The sequence below is a fragment of the Enterococcus sp. DIV0358 genome (assembly GCF_051713465.1).
Taxonomy (GTDB): domain Bacteria; phylum Bacillota; class Bacilli; order Lactobacillales; family Enterococcaceae; genus Enterococcus; species Enterococcus faecalis.
In genome coordinates, this window is record NZ_JBIOPX010000001.1 from 1,464,336 (window position 1) to 1,481,285 (window position 16,950).

16 protein-coding genes are annotated in these 16,950 nt (G+C 39.0%); all 16 read right to left on the reverse strand.

Annotated features, from left to right (window positions below; genetic code table 11):
* Positions 1-42: 42 nt before the first annotated feature.
* Positions 43-2,289, reverse strand: coding sequence for a formate C-acetyltransferase (gene pflB / locus IGK70_RS07190; protein WP_002357529.1), 2,247 nt, complete (start codon positions 2,287-2,289; stop codon positions 43-45).
* Between the two features lie 289 nt (positions 2,290-2,578).
* Entirely contained in the window at positions 2,579-5,041 is a 2,463-nt protein-coding gene (parC, locus tag IGK70_RS07195) for a DNA topoisomerase IV subunit A (protein WP_002381889.1), read from the reverse strand.
* 12 nt (positions 5,042-5,053) lie between these two features.
* Positions 5,054-7,111 carry a DNA topoisomerase IV subunit B gene (gene parE, locus IGK70_RS07200; RefSeq protein WP_002381887.1) on the reverse strand — a complete coding sequence of 686 codons (2,058 nt, stop codon included), beginning with the start codon at positions 7,109-7,111 and terminating at the stop codon, positions 5,054-5,056.
* A gap of 204 nt (positions 7,112-7,315) precedes the next feature.
* A complete protein-coding gene (locus tag IGK70_RS07205) occupies positions 7,316-7,744 on the reverse strand; it encodes a CoA-binding protein (RefSeq protein WP_002381886.1) in 429 nt (142 codons plus the stop codon).
* Between the two features lie 87 nt (positions 7,745-7,831).
* Positions 7,832-8,275 (reverse strand): ethanolamine utilization protein EutQ, encoded by a 444-nt coding sequence (locus IGK70_RS07210; RefSeq protein ID WP_002357522.1) that lies wholly within the window; start codon positions 8,273-8,275, stop codon positions 7,832-7,834.
* Positions 8,276-8,287: 12 nt separating this feature from the next.
* Positions 8,288-9,388, reverse strand: coding sequence for an ethanolamine utilization protein EutH (gene eutH / locus IGK70_RS07215; protein ID WP_002357520.1), 1,101 nt, complete (start codon positions 9,386-9,388; stop codon positions 8,288-8,290).
* A gap of 12 nt (positions 9,389-9,400) precedes the next feature.
* Positions 9,401-9,664, reverse strand: coding sequence for a EutN/CcmL family microcompartment protein (locus tag IGK70_RS07220; protein ID WP_002357519.1), 264 nt, complete (start codon positions 9,662-9,664; stop codon positions 9,401-9,403).
* Between the two features lie 12 nt (positions 9,665-9,676).
* The gene (locus IGK70_RS07225; RefSeq protein ID WP_002381885.1) at positions 9,677-10,276 is read right to left on the reverse strand and encodes a TIGR02536 family ethanolamine utilization protein; all 600 of its coding nucleotides are present in this window, start codon (positions 10,274-10,276) and stop codon (positions 9,677-9,679) included.
* Positions 10,277-10,290: 14 nt separating this feature from the next.
* Positions 10,291-10,926 (reverse strand): ethanolamine utilization phosphate acetyltransferase EutD, encoded by a 636-nt coding sequence (eutD, locus tag IGK70_RS07230; RefSeq protein WP_002357516.1) that lies wholly within the window; start codon positions 10,924-10,926, stop codon positions 10,291-10,293.
* Positions 10,927-10,929: 3 nt separating this feature from the next.
* The gene (locus tag IGK70_RS07235) at positions 10,930-11,499 is read right to left on the reverse strand and encodes a hypothetical protein (protein WP_162783015.1); all 570 of its coding nucleotides are present in this window, start codon (positions 11,497-11,499) and stop codon (positions 10,930-10,932) included.
* A 67-nt stretch (positions 11,500-11,566) separates the two neighbouring features.
* Positions 11,567-11,857: a BMC domain-containing protein gene (locus IGK70_RS07240; RefSeq protein ID WP_002357513.1), complete on the reverse strand. Its 291-nt coding sequence runs from the start codon at positions 11,855-11,857 to the stop codon at positions 11,567-11,569.
* A 123-nt stretch (positions 11,858-11,980) separates the two neighbouring features.
* Positions 11,981-13,459: an acetaldehyde dehydrogenase (acetylating) gene (locus IGK70_RS07245; protein ID WP_002365684.1), complete on the reverse strand. Its 1,479-nt coding sequence runs from the start codon at positions 13,457-13,459 to the stop codon at positions 11,981-11,983.
* On the reverse strand, positions 13,450-13,968 hold the full coding sequence (locus IGK70_RS07250; RefSeq protein WP_002381883.1) for a BMC domain-containing protein: 519 nt from the start codon (positions 13,966-13,968) through the stop codon (positions 13,450-13,452). The genes IGK70_RS07245 and IGK70_RS07250 overlap by 10 nt, the downstream gene beginning before the upstream one ends.
* 13 nt (positions 13,969-13,981) lie before the next feature.
* Positions 13,982-14,635: an ethanolamine utilization microcompartment protein EutL gene (eutL, locus tag IGK70_RS07255; RefSeq protein ID WP_002357509.1), complete on the reverse strand. Its 654-nt coding sequence runs from the start codon at positions 14,633-14,635 to the stop codon at positions 13,982-13,984.
* 13 nt (positions 14,636-14,648) lie between these two features.
* A complete protein-coding gene (gene eutC, locus IGK70_RS07260; protein ID WP_002363986.1) occupies positions 14,649-15,560 on the reverse strand; it encodes an ethanolamine ammonia-lyase subunit EutC in 912 nt (303 codons plus the stop codon).
* Between the two features lie 17 nt (positions 15,561-15,577).
* Positions 15,578-16,942, reverse strand: coding sequence for an ethanolamine ammonia-lyase subunit EutB (locus IGK70_RS07265; RefSeq protein WP_002357506.1), 1,365 nt, complete (start codon positions 16,940-16,942; stop codon positions 15,578-15,580).
* Positions 16,943-16,950 lie beyond the last annotated feature (8 nt).

A 16,950-nucleotide genomic window follows, 5' to 3' on the forward strand; every position in this document is an offset into this window, starting at 1 on the left:
ACGTTAAATGTCACCCTTTCAGTTAAATAATGTAAATGTTTTTTATAGTCTGTCGTGTGAAGTTCTTGAAATAACGTCTGCTTGTTGTTCAGGAGTTAAGTCACGGAATTTCACGGCATATCCAGATACACGGATAGTTAAGTTTGGATATTTTTCTGGATGTGCTTGTGCATCTAATAATAATTCGTTTGTAAATACGTTTACGTTTAAGTGGTAACCACCTTTATCGAAGTAGCCATCTAATACGTTACGTAAGTTGTTAATTCTTGTGTCGTCGTCTTTACCTAAACCATTAGGGTTGATGGTTTGTGTATTAGAAATACCATCTAAAGCGATTGTATATTCTAAACGAGCTGTTGAGTTTAATGAAGCTAACAAGCCATTTTTCTCACCTAAGAATTTACCGTCTTGATAACTTGGGTTCGCACCTGGTGCAAGAGGTTTGCCGGCACGACGTCCGTCAGGCGTGTTCCCTGTTGCTTTACCATAAACAACGTTTGAAGTGATTGTTAATAATGAAGTCGTTGGTTTAGAGTTACGGTATGTGTGTTGACGTTTAATTTGTGTCATAAAGTAATCTAAAATCCAGTTAGCCATTGCATCGGCTTCTTCGTTATCATTTCCGTATGTTGGGAATTCTTTTGTTGGTACATAATCAATTGCCATACCATCTTCGTCACGGATTACTTCTACTTCACCGTGTTTAATTGCCATGATACTATCAGTCGCATGAGAGATTCCGGCAATACCAGTTGCGAATGTCCGTTGTAAATCAGTATCCATTAAAGCTAATTGTGGTGCTTCATATGCATATTTATCATGCATGTAATGAATAATGTTTAATGTGTTAACATACAATTCAGCTAACCAGTCTAAGATGTCTTTATAGCGTTCCATGAATTCATGGTAATCTAATTTGTCACCAGTCATTGGACGATATTTTGGTGCTACTTGCATTTTAGTTTTTTCGTCGACCCCGCCGTTAATTGCATAAAGAACAGCTTTCGCTAAGTTCGCACGAGCGCCGAAGAATTGCATATCTTTACCCATAACTGTTGCAGAAACACAACATGCGATTGCACAGTCGTCAGAACCCCAGTTTTCACGTAATAAGTCATCGTTTTCAAATTGGATAGATGAGCTTTCTTTCGCGATTTTAGCTGCATATGTTCTGAAGCCTTCTGGTAAGTGAGAAGAATACAATACAGTTAAGTTCGGTTCTGGAGATGGTCCCATGTTTGTTAAGGTGTGTAAGATACGGAAGTCATTTTTAGTAACTAATGAACGACCGTCAATACCCATACCAGCAATAGATAATGTTGCCCAAATTGGATAACCAGAGAATAATTGGTTGTATTCTGGTGTCCGTGCAAATTTAACCATACGTAATTTCATGATTAAATGGTCAATCATTTCTTGTGCTTCAAATTCAGTGATTAAACCAGCTTCTAAGTCACGTTGGATATAGATATCTAAGAATGCTGAGATACGACCAATTGACATTGCCGCACCATTTTGAGATTTAATGGCACCTAGGTAACCAAAGTATAACCATTGGATTGCTTCTTGCGCATTTGCAGCAGGACGAGAAATATCGAAACCATAAGAAGCAGCCATTTGTTTTAAGTCATTTAACGCACGGTATTGTTCAGAAATTTCTTCACGTAAGCGAATAACATCGTCTGTCATTTCTTTGTTACCAGTGTTATCATGATCTTTTTTCTTTTGTTCCATTAAGTAGTCGATACCATATAATGCGATACGACGATAGTCACCGATAATACGGCCACGGCCATAAGCATCTGGAAGACCAGTAATGATTTTGTTTTTACGTGCTAAACGCATTTCAGCTGTGTAGGCATCAAAAACACCTTGGTTATGTGTTTTTCTGTATTCTGTGAAGATTTTTGTCATTTCTTCGTCAGTTTCATAACCATTTGAAACTAAGGCATTGTTCGCCATTTTAATACCACCGAATGGCATAAATGCTTGTTTTAATGGTACATCTGTTTGTAAACCGACAATTTTTTCTTCTTCTTTGATTAAGTAACCAGGTTCATGTGACGTAATAGTTGCTGGGATATCGCTATCCATGTCATAAACGCCATTTTTTTCATGTTGGATTTCAAATAATTCTTGTAGTTTTGTCCATAATTTGTCAGTGCTCGGAGCGATTGGTTCTAAGAAACTGTCGTCGCCTTTGTACTCTGTGTAGTTGTTTTGAATAAAATCACGAGTGTCAACGCTTGTTCTCCATTTGTCGCCTTTAAAGCCTTCCCATTGTTTCATGAAGTGTTTGCCTCCTTAGTTAACTGCTACTTGATTGTATGTAACAGCTTTATGTGATTAGTATAACACATAACCTTTTAGATGCAAGCGTTTTTTTATTATTTATTGCACTTTCTTAATAAATAAATGGGGATCGAAGATTCTAAACGCTGATATATAAACATTTATACTTGTGAAAATAAGAACGATTTATAGTTGTTATCACTTGTGAAAAATGTACTTCTGTATTAAAAACAGCAGCCATCTGTATTAATACAGATGGCTGCTGTGGAGATATTTATAACACAGTTTAGTTTGTTTGTTCTTCTTCAATCACTGCAGAATGCATCTCGTGGACTTCCATTACTTGGCCATCTTTTTGTTCATCGATGACAAAGGAACCGTTGGATGTTCGTTCACTGATTGGATAGTTTTTCGACTGAATAACTTCTTGTGTGCCTTTTTGCGTAGTAACTAATAAATCTAAATCGGTACTTTCAGACATAAAGACAACACGATGTGGATTTTTCTTCAATTCCCGTAAGAGCATTAATCCACGTTTTGCTCGTCCTAATTGTGTTAATTCTTGGGCTAACATGCGTTTAACACCGCCACGTTGGGTAACGATGACAATCGGTGTATCCCCTTCAGAATGAACCAGCAAACCATTAACGACATAATCGTCTTCTTTGAGGTTCATTGATTTAACTCCAGCCGCTTTACTACCCACGACTGGTACTTCATATAATGGATAACGTAAGCCAAAACCGCGATTGCTAACGAGGAAAACATCCAATAAGTCTTGATCATTTGTTAAATAAACATTGGTAATTTCATCTTGGTCTGATTTTAATTTCATACAAGATGTCGGGCGGCTCTTATAAGTGCGCCAAGGCTCAAAATCAGCCATTTTGGTTTGTTTAATCATGCCAGCTTTTGTAATGAAAACAAAGGTTTTTGTCGGACTTAACTCTTTATAAGGATATACAGCAATAATCGATTCATCGATAGCAAGATTTAAAATGGTTTGAGAAATATGTTCGCCAATTTCTTTCCAGCGTAAATCTGGCAACTCATGGACGGGGCGATAGATCATATTCCCTTTATTTGTTACTAGTAAAAGATGATCTAATGTATTGACTTCGCCAGCATATAATAAAAAGTCGCCTTCTTTCATGCCGATTTCTTCTGGTTTTGATGCTGTATAAGAACGAATACTACTCCGCTTGATATAGCCTTCGTGCGTCACGGTTACGACCACGTCTTCCTGCGCAACTAACACGGCTGTTTCAATCTTGATTTCTTGGATTTCCTCTTCAATTTGAGTTAAGCGCGGATTGCCATATTGCTTTTTAACTTCGCGAAGTTCTTTTTTCATGACTGAGAATAGTTCTTTTTCATTGTTTAAAATGTTCAATAACTCAGCAATTTGTTGTTCTAAAGTTTTCGCTTCTTCTTGTAAATCAGTAATATCTGTATTAGTTAAACGGTATAGCTGTAAAGTAACGATTGCTTCAGCTTGTTCTTCAGTAAACGCATAGTCGGATACTAAGTTCTTCTTCGCATCTTTTTTATCTTTACTGCCACGGATTGTTGCAATCACTTTATCTAAGATAGACAATGCTTTAATTAAACCAGCAACAATATGCTCACGTTTGCGAGCTTTGTCCAACTCAAATTGACAACGGTTAATGATAACTGATTTGCGATGCGTAATGTAACTTTCTAAAATCCGTTTTAGTCCCACTTGTTGCGGGGTCATGTTGTCAATGGCTACCATGTTAAAGTTGTAATTGATTTGCAATTCAGTGTTTTTAAATAGATAATTTAAAATACCTTCTGCATTGACATCTTTTTTTAGTTCAACAACAATTTGCAAGCCAGTTCTGTCACTTTCGTCACGAACTTCGGCAATGCCGTCTACTTTTTTATTTAAACGGATTTCATCCATCTTCTTCACTAGCGTTGCTTTGTTGACTTCATAAGGAATTTCAGAAATGACAATTTGTTGTTTGCCGCCTTTTAAGGGCTCAATCTTTGTCTTCGCACGTAAAATTACTTTACCACGGCCGGTTTCGTAGGCTTTTTTAATTTCTGCTTTTCCTTGTAGGATCCCACCTGTTGGGAAATCTGGTCCTGGAATGTATTCCATTAATTTCTCTAAACTTGCATTAGGATGATCAATTAAATACACAGTTCCATCAATGATTTCCGCTAAATTATGCGTAGGAATTTCTGTTGCATAGCCTGCTGAAATCCCCGTTGAGCCGTTTACCAATAAATTAGGATATTTGGCTGGTAAAACAGTGGGTTCTTTTTCTGTATCGTCAAAATTCCAGACGAAATCGACGGTATTTTTTTCGATATCTTTTAACAACTCACCACTTAACTGTGATAAACGAGCTTCTGTATAACGCATCGCCGCTGGCGGGTCGCCATCCATACTTCCGTTGTTTCCGTGCATTTCAATTAGTACTTCCCGTAATTTCCAGTCTTGACTTAGACGGACCATCGCTTCATAAATACTGCTGTCGCCATGGGGATGATAATTCCCCATAATGTTTCCGACAGATTTTGCTGATTTACGAAAGCCTTTATCAAAGGTATTGCCGTCTTTATTCATTGAAAAGAGAATGCGGCGTTGTACTGGTTTTAGCCCATCTCGAATATCTGGTAGGGCCCGTTCTTGAATGATGTATTTGGAATATCTTCCAAAACGATCGCCCATTACTTCTTCAAGGGTTAATTCTTGAACTTCTTGGCGTTTTTCCAAAATTGTCACTCCCTACTCTATGTCAAACAAACTGATTTCAGTGTCATCGGTTTGTTCTGCTTCTTTTGTTTTTTCCGCATCTAAAAGACTTTCTCCTGTTGGTGCAGAAGTGTCTTCTTCTGAACGATCTAAAATACTGCCATCTTCTTCCAGCGTAAATTGAACATGTTGTTCAATCCATTTTCGACGAGGTTCGACTTTGTCGCCCATTAATGTGGTCACACGGCGTTCTGCTTGAGCTGCATCATCAATCCGAACACGAATTAAGGTTCTAGTTTCAGGATCCATCGTTGTTTCCCAAAGTTGTTCTGCATTCATTTCCCCCAGACCTTTATAGCGTTGGAGCATATAGCCTTTACCAACTTTATCAATCACTTCTGCCAATTCACCATCGGTCCAAGCATACTCAATGACTGATTTTTTTCCAGTTCCTTTAGAGACTTTATAAAGTGGTGGTAAGGCAATGTAGACTTTGCCGGCTTCAATTAATGGTTTCATATAACGATAGAAGAACGTTAATAGCAACACTTGAATATGGGCACCATCGGTATCCGCATCGGTCATGATGATGATTTTATCATAATTACAATCTTCAATTGAAAATTCAGGACCAACGCCTGCGCCAATTGTATAGATCATAGTATTGATTTCTTCGTTTTTCAAGATGTCTTGCATTTTCGCTTTTTCCGTATTAATGACTTTTCCTCGTAGCGGTAAAATGGCTTGAAACTTCCGGTCGCGTCCTTGTTTTGCTGAGCCACCGGCCGAGTCTCCTTCGACAAGATATAGTTCATTTTTCTTAGGATTTCTAGATTGAGCCGGTGTTAATTTTCCAGAAAGTAACGATTCACCTTTTTTCCGTTTTTTACCGTTCCGGCTTTCTTCACGAGCTTTGCGAGCCGCTTCACGGGCTTCACGGGCTTTAATCGCTTTCCGAATTAATGATTGACTCATTTCACTGTTTTCTTGTAAATAGAAGCCCATTTGTTCGCCTACGACGTTATCGACAACGGTTCTTGCTAAAGGTGTACCTAATTTTCCTTTGGTTTGGCCCTCAAACTGTAGTAAGTTTTCTGGTACTCGAATAGAAAGGACGGCTGCTAAGCCTTCACGGAAGTCGCTACCTTCTAAATTTTTATCTTTTTCTTTTAATAGTCCTACTTTACGTGCATATTCATTGTACGCCTTTGTCATTGACGTTTTCATACCGACTTCGTGGGTACCGCCATCTTTTGTGCGGACATTGTTAACGAAAGATAAAACATTTTCAGAATAGCCATCGTTGTATTGATAGGCTAATTCAACTTCAATACCTTCTTTGGCTCCTGAAAAATAAACAACGGGTGTTAATGTATCTTTTTCTTCATTTAGATAGGCAACAAATTCTTTAATGCCTTCTTCGTAGTGAAAGACTTCTTCTTTGGGTTCTTCTCCACGTTCATCTGTTAAAGTAATTTTGACGCCTTTTAATAAGAAAGCTGATTCTCTCAAACGTTCTGCTAAAATTTCGTAAGAAAAATTTGTCGTAGAGAAAATAGTGTCGTCAGGTAAAAAAGTAACAGAGGTACCGTTGCGTTTTTTTGTTTTGCCGATTTTTTTTAAGGTACCAACTGGTTTACCGCCGTCCTCAAATCGTTCCATGTATTCTACGCCATCACGAACAATATGAACTTCTAACCACTTAGATAAGGCATTAACAACACTGGCACCCACCCCATGGAGTCCGCCTGAAGTTTTATAGCCACCTTGGCCAAACTTACCACCCGCATGTAAGACAGTAAAAATAACTTCTACTGTTGGGATACCAGAAGCATGCATCCCTGTTGGCATTCCGCGGCCAGAGTCTGCAACACAAATACTATTATCTTTTTGGATAGTTACGTTGATTTCATTCCCGTAGCCAGATAACGCTTCATCGACTGCGTTATCGACAATTTCATAGACTAAGTGATGGAGTCCACGGCTATCGGTTGAACCGATATACATACCAGGTCTTTTCCTCACTGCTTCCAATCCTTCTAGGACTTGGATAGAGGCATCATTGTACTCATTGTTAATTTTTTTAGCCAAAGAAAAAACTCCTTATACTTAGATTCTCGTTTAGTTAATAAGCGTACATTAACTATTTCTTAAAGAATTAGAAGAAGAGTGAGCCGGTTTCTTGCGTTTTCCGTTCGCTCCTTCTAAAACCATCATTACAATAATACTCTATCTGGGTCAAAAAAAAAAGAGCTTTCCGTTCAGGACGCTCTTTCTTTATAAAATTACACGTGTTTATTCAGCATCTGCCATTTTTGCCAATTCAATTTTAATACAACGGTTCATAATAACTTGCCGACCTTCATTTAATAACAAGTTCGCTGCCTCTTCGTTTTCCAAACCTAGTTGGGCCCAAAAAACAGGTGCTTCTGTTTTCAATGTTTCTGCGGCCACTTCTGGCAAAAATTCACTCCGCCGAAAGACATCAACAATATCAATCTTTTCAGGAATCTCTGTTAATGCCCCATAAACCGTTTCGCCAAGCACCGTTTCACCTTTTAAAACTGGATTGACAGGTAACACACGATAGCCATGTTGCTGTAAAATTTCCGCAATTTTGTAACTCGTGCGGTCGGACTTGTTACTCAAACCAACCACCGCAATATTTTTTGCTTGTTTTAAAATATCAAAAATTTGATTTTGACTTGGATTCTCAAATGTCATTCACTCAACCCCTTTTTTCGTTCTTATTTATTATAACGCTGAGTAAAGGGTTTTGGCAAAATTATTCTCTGAATACCGACAAAATAATTATTGGCTTTGCCAATCTGCTGGATAAGTCACGTAGACAAAGCGGGCATCACCCGTCACTGAAAATTGAATTTTACTACTTTTCGGGATTAAAATAATTTCGCCGGCTGTTGCAGAAATTTTACGTCCGTCAATCAGTATATCTAATTGTCCTGAAATAATATAATCAATTTCATCGTATTCTAGTGTCCAGTCGAAGGTGGTATCTTTCATCACCATTAAACCGCAACCAAGGCGCGGGCTTTCTTCTAAAGAAAACAGATCTTTTGTGTAAACAATGTCCGCTGGGTTGCCTGTATCTAAGCGGTCGTCTTCTGTTACGTCGATTTCGGGTAATTTGATGGACATAATCCCACTTGGATCCACTTGTTTAGTCGGCATTAATTTTTCTGTGACAATTTGTCGAACAAGCGTTTCAATCATTTCACGATTTAATTCTGTCATATTTACACCTCATTATTTCACTTCTGTTTCGGGTTTCCCTAGCATTCGATTTGCCATAAAGATAGCCACAAAAATGGCGGTAATCCCTCCAACTAATTTGCCAACAATCATTGGAAAAATCATTTCTTTTGCTACGCCTGCAGTAAAACCAAGGTGGTCACCTAAAACGAAAGAAGCCGAAACAGCAAAAGCGATATTAATAATTTTTCCTCGATTATCCATGTCTTTTAACATTTGGAACATGGGAATATTGTTAGCTAATGTAGCAACCATTCCTGCAGCCGCTACTTCATTCATTCCTAAAACTTTTCCTAGTTTCATCAATGGTTTATTAAAGACTTTCGTAATCACTGCTACTAAACAGAAAGCGCCAGCTAAAGTTAATGCAATCCCGCCAACGACTTCAATTCCTTCAGTAACTGGTGCAATACCAGGAATCACTGTAATTCCTAATAATAGTTGAATCGCCCCCACAACTAAACCAAAGATAGCGACAATCACTACGCCTTGGCCAAAAATTTGGAAGCCTTTAATCATGCCTTTTGGCGCTAACCATAAACCTAAAATAATTAAAGCGGCAACAATAATAATTGGAATTAAGTTAGGAATAATCAATGACAATGGCATGCCAGCTGTTAAACCACCTGCTAATAAACCAAAAGGAATTGTAATAATCCCGCTCAAAACACCCGTTGCTAAGAATTGCTGGTCGTCTTTTTGGATAATGCCAAGCGCTACTGGAATTGTAAAGACTAACGTTGGTCCCATCATTGCACCTAAGATTGCCCCCGCAAATAAACCAGCTTGGGGATCATTGGCTAATTGTTGTGCTAACGCAAAGCCGCCCATATCATTAGCCAATAAGGTTGTGGCAAACATTGCTGGATCAGCCCCTAGTAATTCATAGACAGGAACGACAATCGGACTTAAAAGATTGGCTAAGACAGGCGCTAAAGTGATAATCCCTACCATAGAAAGCGCTAGAGAACCCATAGCCATAATCCCTTCCTCAAATTGCTCTCCTAAACCTAGTTTGTTGCCAATACATTTATCGATTCCTCCAATAATCATGAAAAGAACCATAATATACATAATAATTTCATTAATGCTCATGTCTCGTCCTCCCTATTCTTCCTCTGTAGAATCAATGACACCAACAATCATTGCATCAATTGGGACATTCGGATCTTCTGCCGAAATACGGGCAGCATTGCCTTGACTAATTAACACTTTGTCCCCGACACCAGCTCCAGCGTTGTCAGCAGCAATTAGAAATCCTTGCTTTTCGTCCTCTTGATTCAAAATATCAACCATCATAAATTTCCAGCCATTTAATTTTTCATCTTTTCTTGTTGACCAAAGGCTACCAGTCACTTTTCCTAAAAGCATCGTTTTTCCTCCTTACGTCAGCAATTGATGTTTCCTAGCATAATCTTTCGCTAACGGGGTTAAATAGGCGTTTTTACTTAAAGAAACACCTGATTCTGTCATTCTTATCAATTGTTTTTCAGTAATGTAGGTTCGTTTGGTCTCAGCCAATGAACGAAGTTGTTTTTGACAGGCCGCCTGAAACACAGCGTAATTTTCTGAATCATGATAAAAAATCAGCCCAAACTGTTGGCAAATGTCCACGTTTTCCTGAATCGTTTGTTTCAAACGATACTTCAATCGTGAATTTTTAGTCACTGAAGGTATTGGGGTTAAAACCAATACCGGCTTACCTTCAAATAAGAATGCTAAGATGTTTTTGACTAATTCATCCGTTTCCTGTAAATGCGCAATCGCATTTACTTGGGAAATCGTTAGCCTCTTTACAACCAAGCCTCGTGCTAGCTTCTGCTCCTTGGTTACCCAATTTACATCAGGAAAACGAACAAACATTTCTTCAGGAAATGCTTCTTTTGCTTCTGCTAAAGCCACTGAATAAGACGACGACAGCAATTGTTGGCAAATTCGATCAGTAATCTGTTGAATCAAATTTTCCATTTCAGAAACGTTCATTGTCCTTCCTCCTTTTACTTAAGAATATAGCCACGAGCTCCTTTGGTTAAGCCGCAAGCGTTGGCTTCATCGTAGTCAATGTGCATGTACGTTGCAAATCGCGGACTGATTCGCACAACTACATCATCAAAGATTAACGGACGTGTGCCTTCCACTTTGACTTGCACAATTTGGCTATTGCTTACTTTATTTTTCAAGGCGTCTTCGGGTGTCATGTGAATATGACGTTTGGCAACAATTAAGCCGTGACTTAATGTCACAACTGCTGATCCGTTCATCAACGTGACGCCTGGCGTCCCTTCTGTCTTGCCACTCTCTCTAACTGGGGCGTTAATTCCTAAAATACGTGTATCCGTCATAGAAACTTCGACTTGTGATTCGCTACGTTCAGGGCCTAAAATAACCACATTTTGAAAAAGTCCTTTAGGTCCAGCAACCGTAATTCGTTCTTTACAAACAAACTGTCCAGGTTGTGATAAATCTTTCACTTTTGTTAGTTGATATCCTGGTCCAAATAATGCATCAATCTCTTGACGAGACAAATGAACATGTCGGCCAGAAGCTTCAACTTCAAAAGTATTTTGTTGTTGTTGCTGAATTCGTTTAACAACTTCTTCAACAATTTCATTCATTGAATCCAATTTGTTCATCTCCTAGTTTCGTGATATTTCAGTCATGGTGCTAACTAATTCTGTAGCCCAAGCTTGAAAAAGTCCGAACAGTTGTGATTCTCCTTTTAACTGGAGAATAATTTTATCTAGTTGTAATTGAATTTCTTTTGAGGAATAGCGCCATTGTCTCTGTTGGTTAGTTAGAATAGTTACCTTTGATTCCAAAATGACTGGTTCCATTACAAGCGACTGTTCTAAAATAAATTTCTCTAACCACAGTTGTTGTTGTTCGAAATATAACCAACCTTCTGTTGATAACGCTTCATTCGTTAAGAAAGGCAAATACAATAGATGGCTTAAGTGCCGAATCTCATAAATTGTTTCTTTTGATAAATGTTCTTGTTTTTGTTTTTGTGAGGAGGCCTTCACTGAATGAACCTCAGAAAGCAATGGGTTTGTTGAAGAGAAGCTGCTATTAATCCGATGCTCGCGTAGATAGCTTTTGGCGGCAGGCGTCAGAAAACTGCCTACAGGAAACACAAAATCCGTGCCATCTTCTAGTTCTTTTTTTAGCCTTTTGATGCGAAGCATATCTTCTGTAATAACTGTCATAACACCCCTCCTCAATGAAAGTTTAGGACAGAAGTAATGAACCTACCTCTGCCCCAAAAAATCAAAATTATAATTCAGTTGTTGCGTGTGGTAAAATAGCGTCTACTTCTGTATGTGGACGTGGAATTACATGGACAGATAATAATTCACCAACACGTTCTGCTGCTGCAGCACCAGCATCCGTTGCTGCTTTCACGGCACCAACGTCACCGCGAACCATTACTGTAACTAAACCGCCACCGACTTGTTCTTTTCCAATTAAAGTAACGTTTGCCGCTTTCACCATTGCATCGGCTGCTTCAACAGCACCTACTAAACCACGAGTTTCGATCATTCCTAAAGCATTTGTACTTGACATTATAATTTCCTCCTAAGATGTATGTTTTATTTTTAAAAATTTGGGACAATTATCAATTTGACTTAGGTCCCAAACCCTAAATCCAATAATTCATTTGTTTTACTCTTACTCGCTCGTTTCTTGTTAGTTTAAGCGAGCTAAAACTTGAGCTACCACGGCATTTACTAGTTCTTCTTGATTGGTTGTTTCGCAAGAAGTAGCCACAGATGTGGTTGATGTTTGACCAAATTCTTGACGAATCTCTTCTAAATCACGCACGCCATAAGCAACACGACGTAAATTGAACAGATTTTCAACTCCAATATTATCAGAAGTTGAGCTGCCACCAACTGCGCCACAACCTAGTGTTAATGCTGGCACTAAGTTAGTTGAAGCACCAATTCCGCCAAGTGTACCAGAGGTGTTAACAAGCAAACGAGAGACGGGTTTTCTTAAGCCAAATTCACGAATGACTTCTTTGTTTTCTGTGTGAATACCCATCGTATGACCCGCACCTTCACCTTTCAAAATTTCAATTGATAACGCGCAAGCTGCTTCCCAGTTTTCAACTGTATAGAAAGCAATAATCGGTGCCAATTTTTCTCTTGAAAATGGATATTTCAAGCCTACATGTGTTTCTTCGGCAACAATTAAGCGGCGATCTTTTGGAATAGATAAACCAACTAATGAAGCAATATGTTGAACGGAACGTCCTACGATTTGCGGGTTCATTGTACCGTTTGGTCGTAAAATAAATTTAGCTAATTTGTCGGCTTCGGCTGGACTTAAGAAATACGCGCCCTGCTTAATTAACTCTTCTTTGACCGCTTCACGGTTGACAGTTTCAACAATAATTGATTGTTCCGATGCACAAATTGTACCGTTATCGAAAGTTTTTGAATCCATTATTTGTTTCACTGCATGAGGAACATTTGCGCTTCGTTCGATGTAGGCTGGTCCATTACCAGGCCCAACACCGATTGCTGGTGTTCCAGAAGAGTACGCTGCTTTAACCATTGCGTTTCCACCAGTAGCTAAAATTAAATTTGTTTCTTTATTTTTCATTAATTCGCTAGTCGCTTGCATGGTTGGCGTTTTGATGACCGAGACACAACCTTCTGGTGCCCCTGCAGCAATAGCCGCTTTTTGGATAATTTCCACTGTTTCAATAATCGATTTCAACGCATTGGGATGTGGTGAAAAAACAATGCTGTTGGCAGCTTTTAATGAAATTAATGCTTTGTAAATGACTGTTGATGTCGGGTTGGTAGAAGGAATTAATCCTGCAATCACACCAACTGGGACAGCAATTTCAGTGACTTTTTTGGCAGCATCATCATTGATCACACCAACTGTAGCTTTGTCCTTCATTTCGTCATATACTACTTTTGAAGCGAAAGCATTTTTGATGATTTTATCTTCATAGATACCAAATCCTGTTTCTTCATTGGCCATTTTCGCTAACTTTTCTCGTTGGTTAAATGTAGCCTCTGAAACCGCTTGAACAATCGCATCGATTTGTTTTTGCGAAAATGTTGCTAATACTTGCTGTGCCTCTTTGGCTTTTCTGATTAAATTTCTTGTTTCTTGGATGGAACGTAAGTCTTTATCTACTAATTCCACTCGTCTTCACTTCTTTCTATTTCAGCCATGATTGCTTGAATTAAAGCTTCTTTATTGGCAAATTTAATCTCACTTTTCTTTAAACTACTTAGGTTCATTTTGTAGGCTTGTTTGCGTAAATCAACCACGCGTTGTGTTTCTAATTTTTGGCGTGTGCCAGTGTGTTCTTCCAAATCTGGTGTTTCAATCTCTTCTTCAATTACTTCTACTTGTTCCATCGGTTCAGGTGCTGACTCAGGTTCTGGATCTGATAAAATCACTTCCGTTTGAGCATCAACCCGTGAGATCACATGATGAGCAATTAAACAATTTAATTCTTTAGCTACTTCCGTGCCTACTTCAACGGCAGCTTGGACCGCGGCAACGTCACCAATCAGTTCCACAGTTGTTAAACCGCCATTAATAATTTCAGCTTTTAACAAAGTAACGTCGGCGGCTTTCAATGCCGCATCGGCCACACTAATGGCACCTAAAAAACCTTTGACTTCGACCATTCCTAATGCTTTCATTCAGGTCACATCCTTAATAACTCAACGGATTGTCAGCGATATTTTGAATGACTTGTTCAAACGCACTGCAAGCAGCTTTACATGCAGATTGACTACCTGTCAATAAGGCACCGCCAAAGTTCGTTTCAGAAGGTGGGCCATAAAAGACACCCATTTGAACATCGGCAGCTTTCATTGCTGCATCTAAGCCAACCATTGCTTCTAGCGGTGGTGCAATCAGATAAGCAATCGCTTCACCTTCAGGAATATTCGCTTGTTCAGATAAAAAGCTACCCGTTCTTGATACTACATGTGCAAAATAAACAATGCTGTCATCTTCGTTAGCACTATAGAAGCTGGCTTCTTCTTCAATGACTTGTGTAATGACACTCAAGCCACTATTGACTTCGGCAGGACTCGGACCAGCAATAATGCCAATCACTTCACCGGCTAATTTGGTTGAAGCATTTGCTGCGCCAGCATACATACTTTTACCGTAAACTACAGTAACATCGGCGGCTTTGGTTGCTTCATCTAATGCAACATAAGTGACATCATCACAATCGGAAGTAACAATTCCTAATGAGCGATGTTCTGGTTTCAATGATAATTCTTTTGCTAATGCCGGATCGACATTGGGAATGACTTTCATACTTAGGACATTTGCGCCTAGACGATCATTTTTCATGAGAAATCCTCCTTTATTCAGCTTCTTTTAAATCAATACCAGATTTTTTCTTGTCTAACATTTTTTTGATAATTTCGGCAATGTAGGCCCCTGCTTCAACAGCCGGTGTCCCACCTTTGTGAATATTTGAAATAACTGTCCGCCGTGCTTCTGGCATACCGACAGTTGGTTTGTAAGCAATGTAGGCACTCATAGATTCAGCTGTTACTAAACCAGGACGTTCGCCAACTAGCAAGCAAACAACATCAGCGTCAGTGATTTCACCAATTTTATCCATTGCTGGCACGCGACAATATTTAACAAAAACTACATTGTCGAAATCTAAGTTGTACATGTTTAATCCTTGTTTAATTGCTGGTAGGACTTCTTTAATATTCGCTTCGATAGCAGCTGAACTAAGGCCATCCCCTACGACCATTTGGATTTTGGCTTTTGGTGTCGTATTTTTCCGAATGATTTCACTATTTTCTTCATCAAATTGACGACCATAATCTGGACGTGTTAAATATTCATCTTTACTGTTACAGATTGTTTTTGTAGAAATAAAATTCATTTCTTTTACCAAGTCTTCGCTTACGTCTGAAAAGACCGCATCTTGTGCTGCCGCATGGTCCGCTCGGAAACGTAATGTTGAACTAGTCATATAACGCGTCCCTGCACGACCAACGCCTAAACGAGCTGGCGAGAAAGCTTTCATTTTTAATAGTGCTTCAGGATCTACGGCATTTTTCAATAGTAATTGTTTACGTAAATCTACTTCAGTAATGTCAGGAATTAGGCCTTCTTCAATTTCTGTCGTTTCAGTGACGTGTGTTGTGACTGGTTTTTCTTCAGCAGTCACAGTGGCAGTCGAAACCGCTTGATTGTCAGCGACCATTTCTGTTAAAATTCCGGCAATCATTTCTTTTAATTCTTTTTCGTTCATTTGTATTCTCACCTCGTTTATTTAATAAATACAGATGCATCGCCAGCGCGACTTGTTAATTTTCCGTTTTCCATTAAGCCCATTTTTTCCATCCATTCTTCAAATTCTTTAATTGGACGTAAGCCTAATGTTTCACGAATCGTCGCAGTTTCATGGAACCCAGTTGTTTGATAATTTAACATGACATCATCGCCATGAGGAATCCCCATGATATACGTACAACCAGCTGTTGCTAATAACATTGCTAAGTTTTCCATATCATTTTGATCAGCTTTCATATGGTTGGTGTAGCAGACATCACAGCCCATTGAAATTCCAGTTAATTTGCCCATGAAATGATCTTCTAAACCAGCGCGGATGACTTGTTTTGAATCGTAAAGATATTCTGGTCCAATAAAGCCGACAACAGTATTTACAATATACGGATCAAATTTTTTGGCTAAGCCATAACAACGCGCTTCCATTGTGACTTGGTCTGCGCCAAAGTTCGCTTCAGAAGAAAGTTCTGAGCCTTGACCTGTTTCAAAATACATCACATTAGGACCAGCTGCTTGACCACTGTGAAGGGCTAAATCTTGTGCTTCAGCTAAAATTTCTGCATTTAAACCAAATGCTGTGTTCCCTTTTTCTGAACCAGCGATGGATTGAAAGACTAAGCCAGTTGGCGCGCCTTGACGCATGGCTTCCATTTGTGTCGTTACGTGAGCAAGCACGCAAGTTTGTGTTGGAATTTCCCATTCGCTGCGGAACTCTTCAAATTTGTTTAAGATCCGTTTAACACTTTCTGTAGAATCATCAACAGGATTCAAACCAATTAACGCATCACCGGCGCCATAAGAAAGACCTTCCATAACTGATGCCATAATGCCATCGACATTATCGGTTGGATGGTTCGGCTGTAAACGATTTGAAAAAGTTCCGGGACGGCCAATCGTTGTGTTGGCGGTTTTTTCAATATTGATTTTTTTTGCGCCAACAATTAGGTCCATGTTGGACATTAATTTACAGACAGCAGCAATCATTTCAGAAGTGAGTCCACGGGAAATTCGTTTGATATCAAAATCGGTTGTTTCTGAAGATAAGATAAATTCGCGTAATTCCGCAACTGTCCAATGTTTGATACTTTCAAAAATTCGCATATTGACTTGGTCAATAATAATGCGTGTCACTTCGTCTTCGTCATAATCAACAACGGGATTGTTAAACAAGTCATTTAAGGACAATTCCGATAAAACGACTTTCGCTGCCACGCGTTCTTCGGCTGAATTAGCAGCTACGCCAGCTAACTTGTCGCCAGACTTTTCTTCATTGGCTTTGGCTAAGACTTCTTTAACGGATGTAAATTGATAGACTTTGCCAAATAGTTTGGTTTTTAAAATCATCTTTGTGT

Excerpts from the sequence above, each read along its gene's own strand:
- pflB (WP_002357529.1), bottom strand. The coding sequence starts at position 2,289 with ATGAAACAATGGGAAGGCTTTAAAGGCGACAAATGGAGAACAAGCGTT.
- IGK70_RS07205 (WP_002381886.1), bottom strand. The coding sequence starts at position 7,744 with ATGACATTTGAGAATCCAAGTCAAAATCAAATTTTTGATATTTTAAAA.
- IGK70_RS07210 (WP_002357522.1), bottom strand. The coding sequence starts at position 8,275 with ATGACAGAATTAAATCGTGAAATGATTGAAACGCTTGTTCGACAAATT.
- eutH (WP_002357520.1), bottom strand. The coding sequence starts at position 9,388 with ATGAGCATTAATGAAATTATTATGTATATTATGGTTCTTTTCATGATT.
- IGK70_RS07220 (WP_002357519.1), bottom strand. The coding sequence starts at position 9,664 with ATGCTTTTAGGAAAAGTGACTGGTAGCCTTTGGTCAACAAGAAAAGAT.
- IGK70_RS07225 (WP_002381885.1), bottom strand. The coding sequence starts at position 10,276 with ATGAACGTTTCTGAAATGGAAAATTTGATTCAACAGATTACTGATCGA.
- eutD (WP_002357516.1), bottom strand. The coding sequence starts at position 10,926 with ATGAACAAATTGGATTCAATGAATGAAATTGTTGAAGAAGTTGTTAAA.
- IGK70_RS07235 (WP_162783015.1), bottom strand. The coding sequence starts at position 11,499 with ATGACAGTTATTACAGAAGATATGCTTCGCATCAAAAGGCTAAAAAAA.
- IGK70_RS07240 (WP_002357513.1), bottom strand. The coding sequence starts at position 11,857 with ATGTCAAGTACAAATGCTTTAGGAATGATCGAAACTCGTGGTTTAGTA.
- IGK70_RS07250 (WP_002381883.1), bottom strand. The coding sequence starts at position 13,968 with ATGAAAGCATTAGGAATGGTCGAAGTCAAAGGTTTTTTAGGTGCCATT.
- eutL (WP_002357509.1), bottom strand. The coding sequence starts at position 14,635 with ATGAAAAATGATCGTCTAGGCGCAAATGTCCTAAGTATGAAAGTCATT.
- eutC (WP_002363986.1), bottom strand. The coding sequence starts at position 15,560 with ATGAACGAAAAAGAATTAAAAGAAATGATTGCCGGAATTTTAACAGAA.
- IGK70_RS07265 (WP_002357506.1), bottom strand. The coding sequence starts at position 16,942 with ATGATTTTAAAAACCAAACTATTTGGCAAAGTCTATCAATTTACATCC.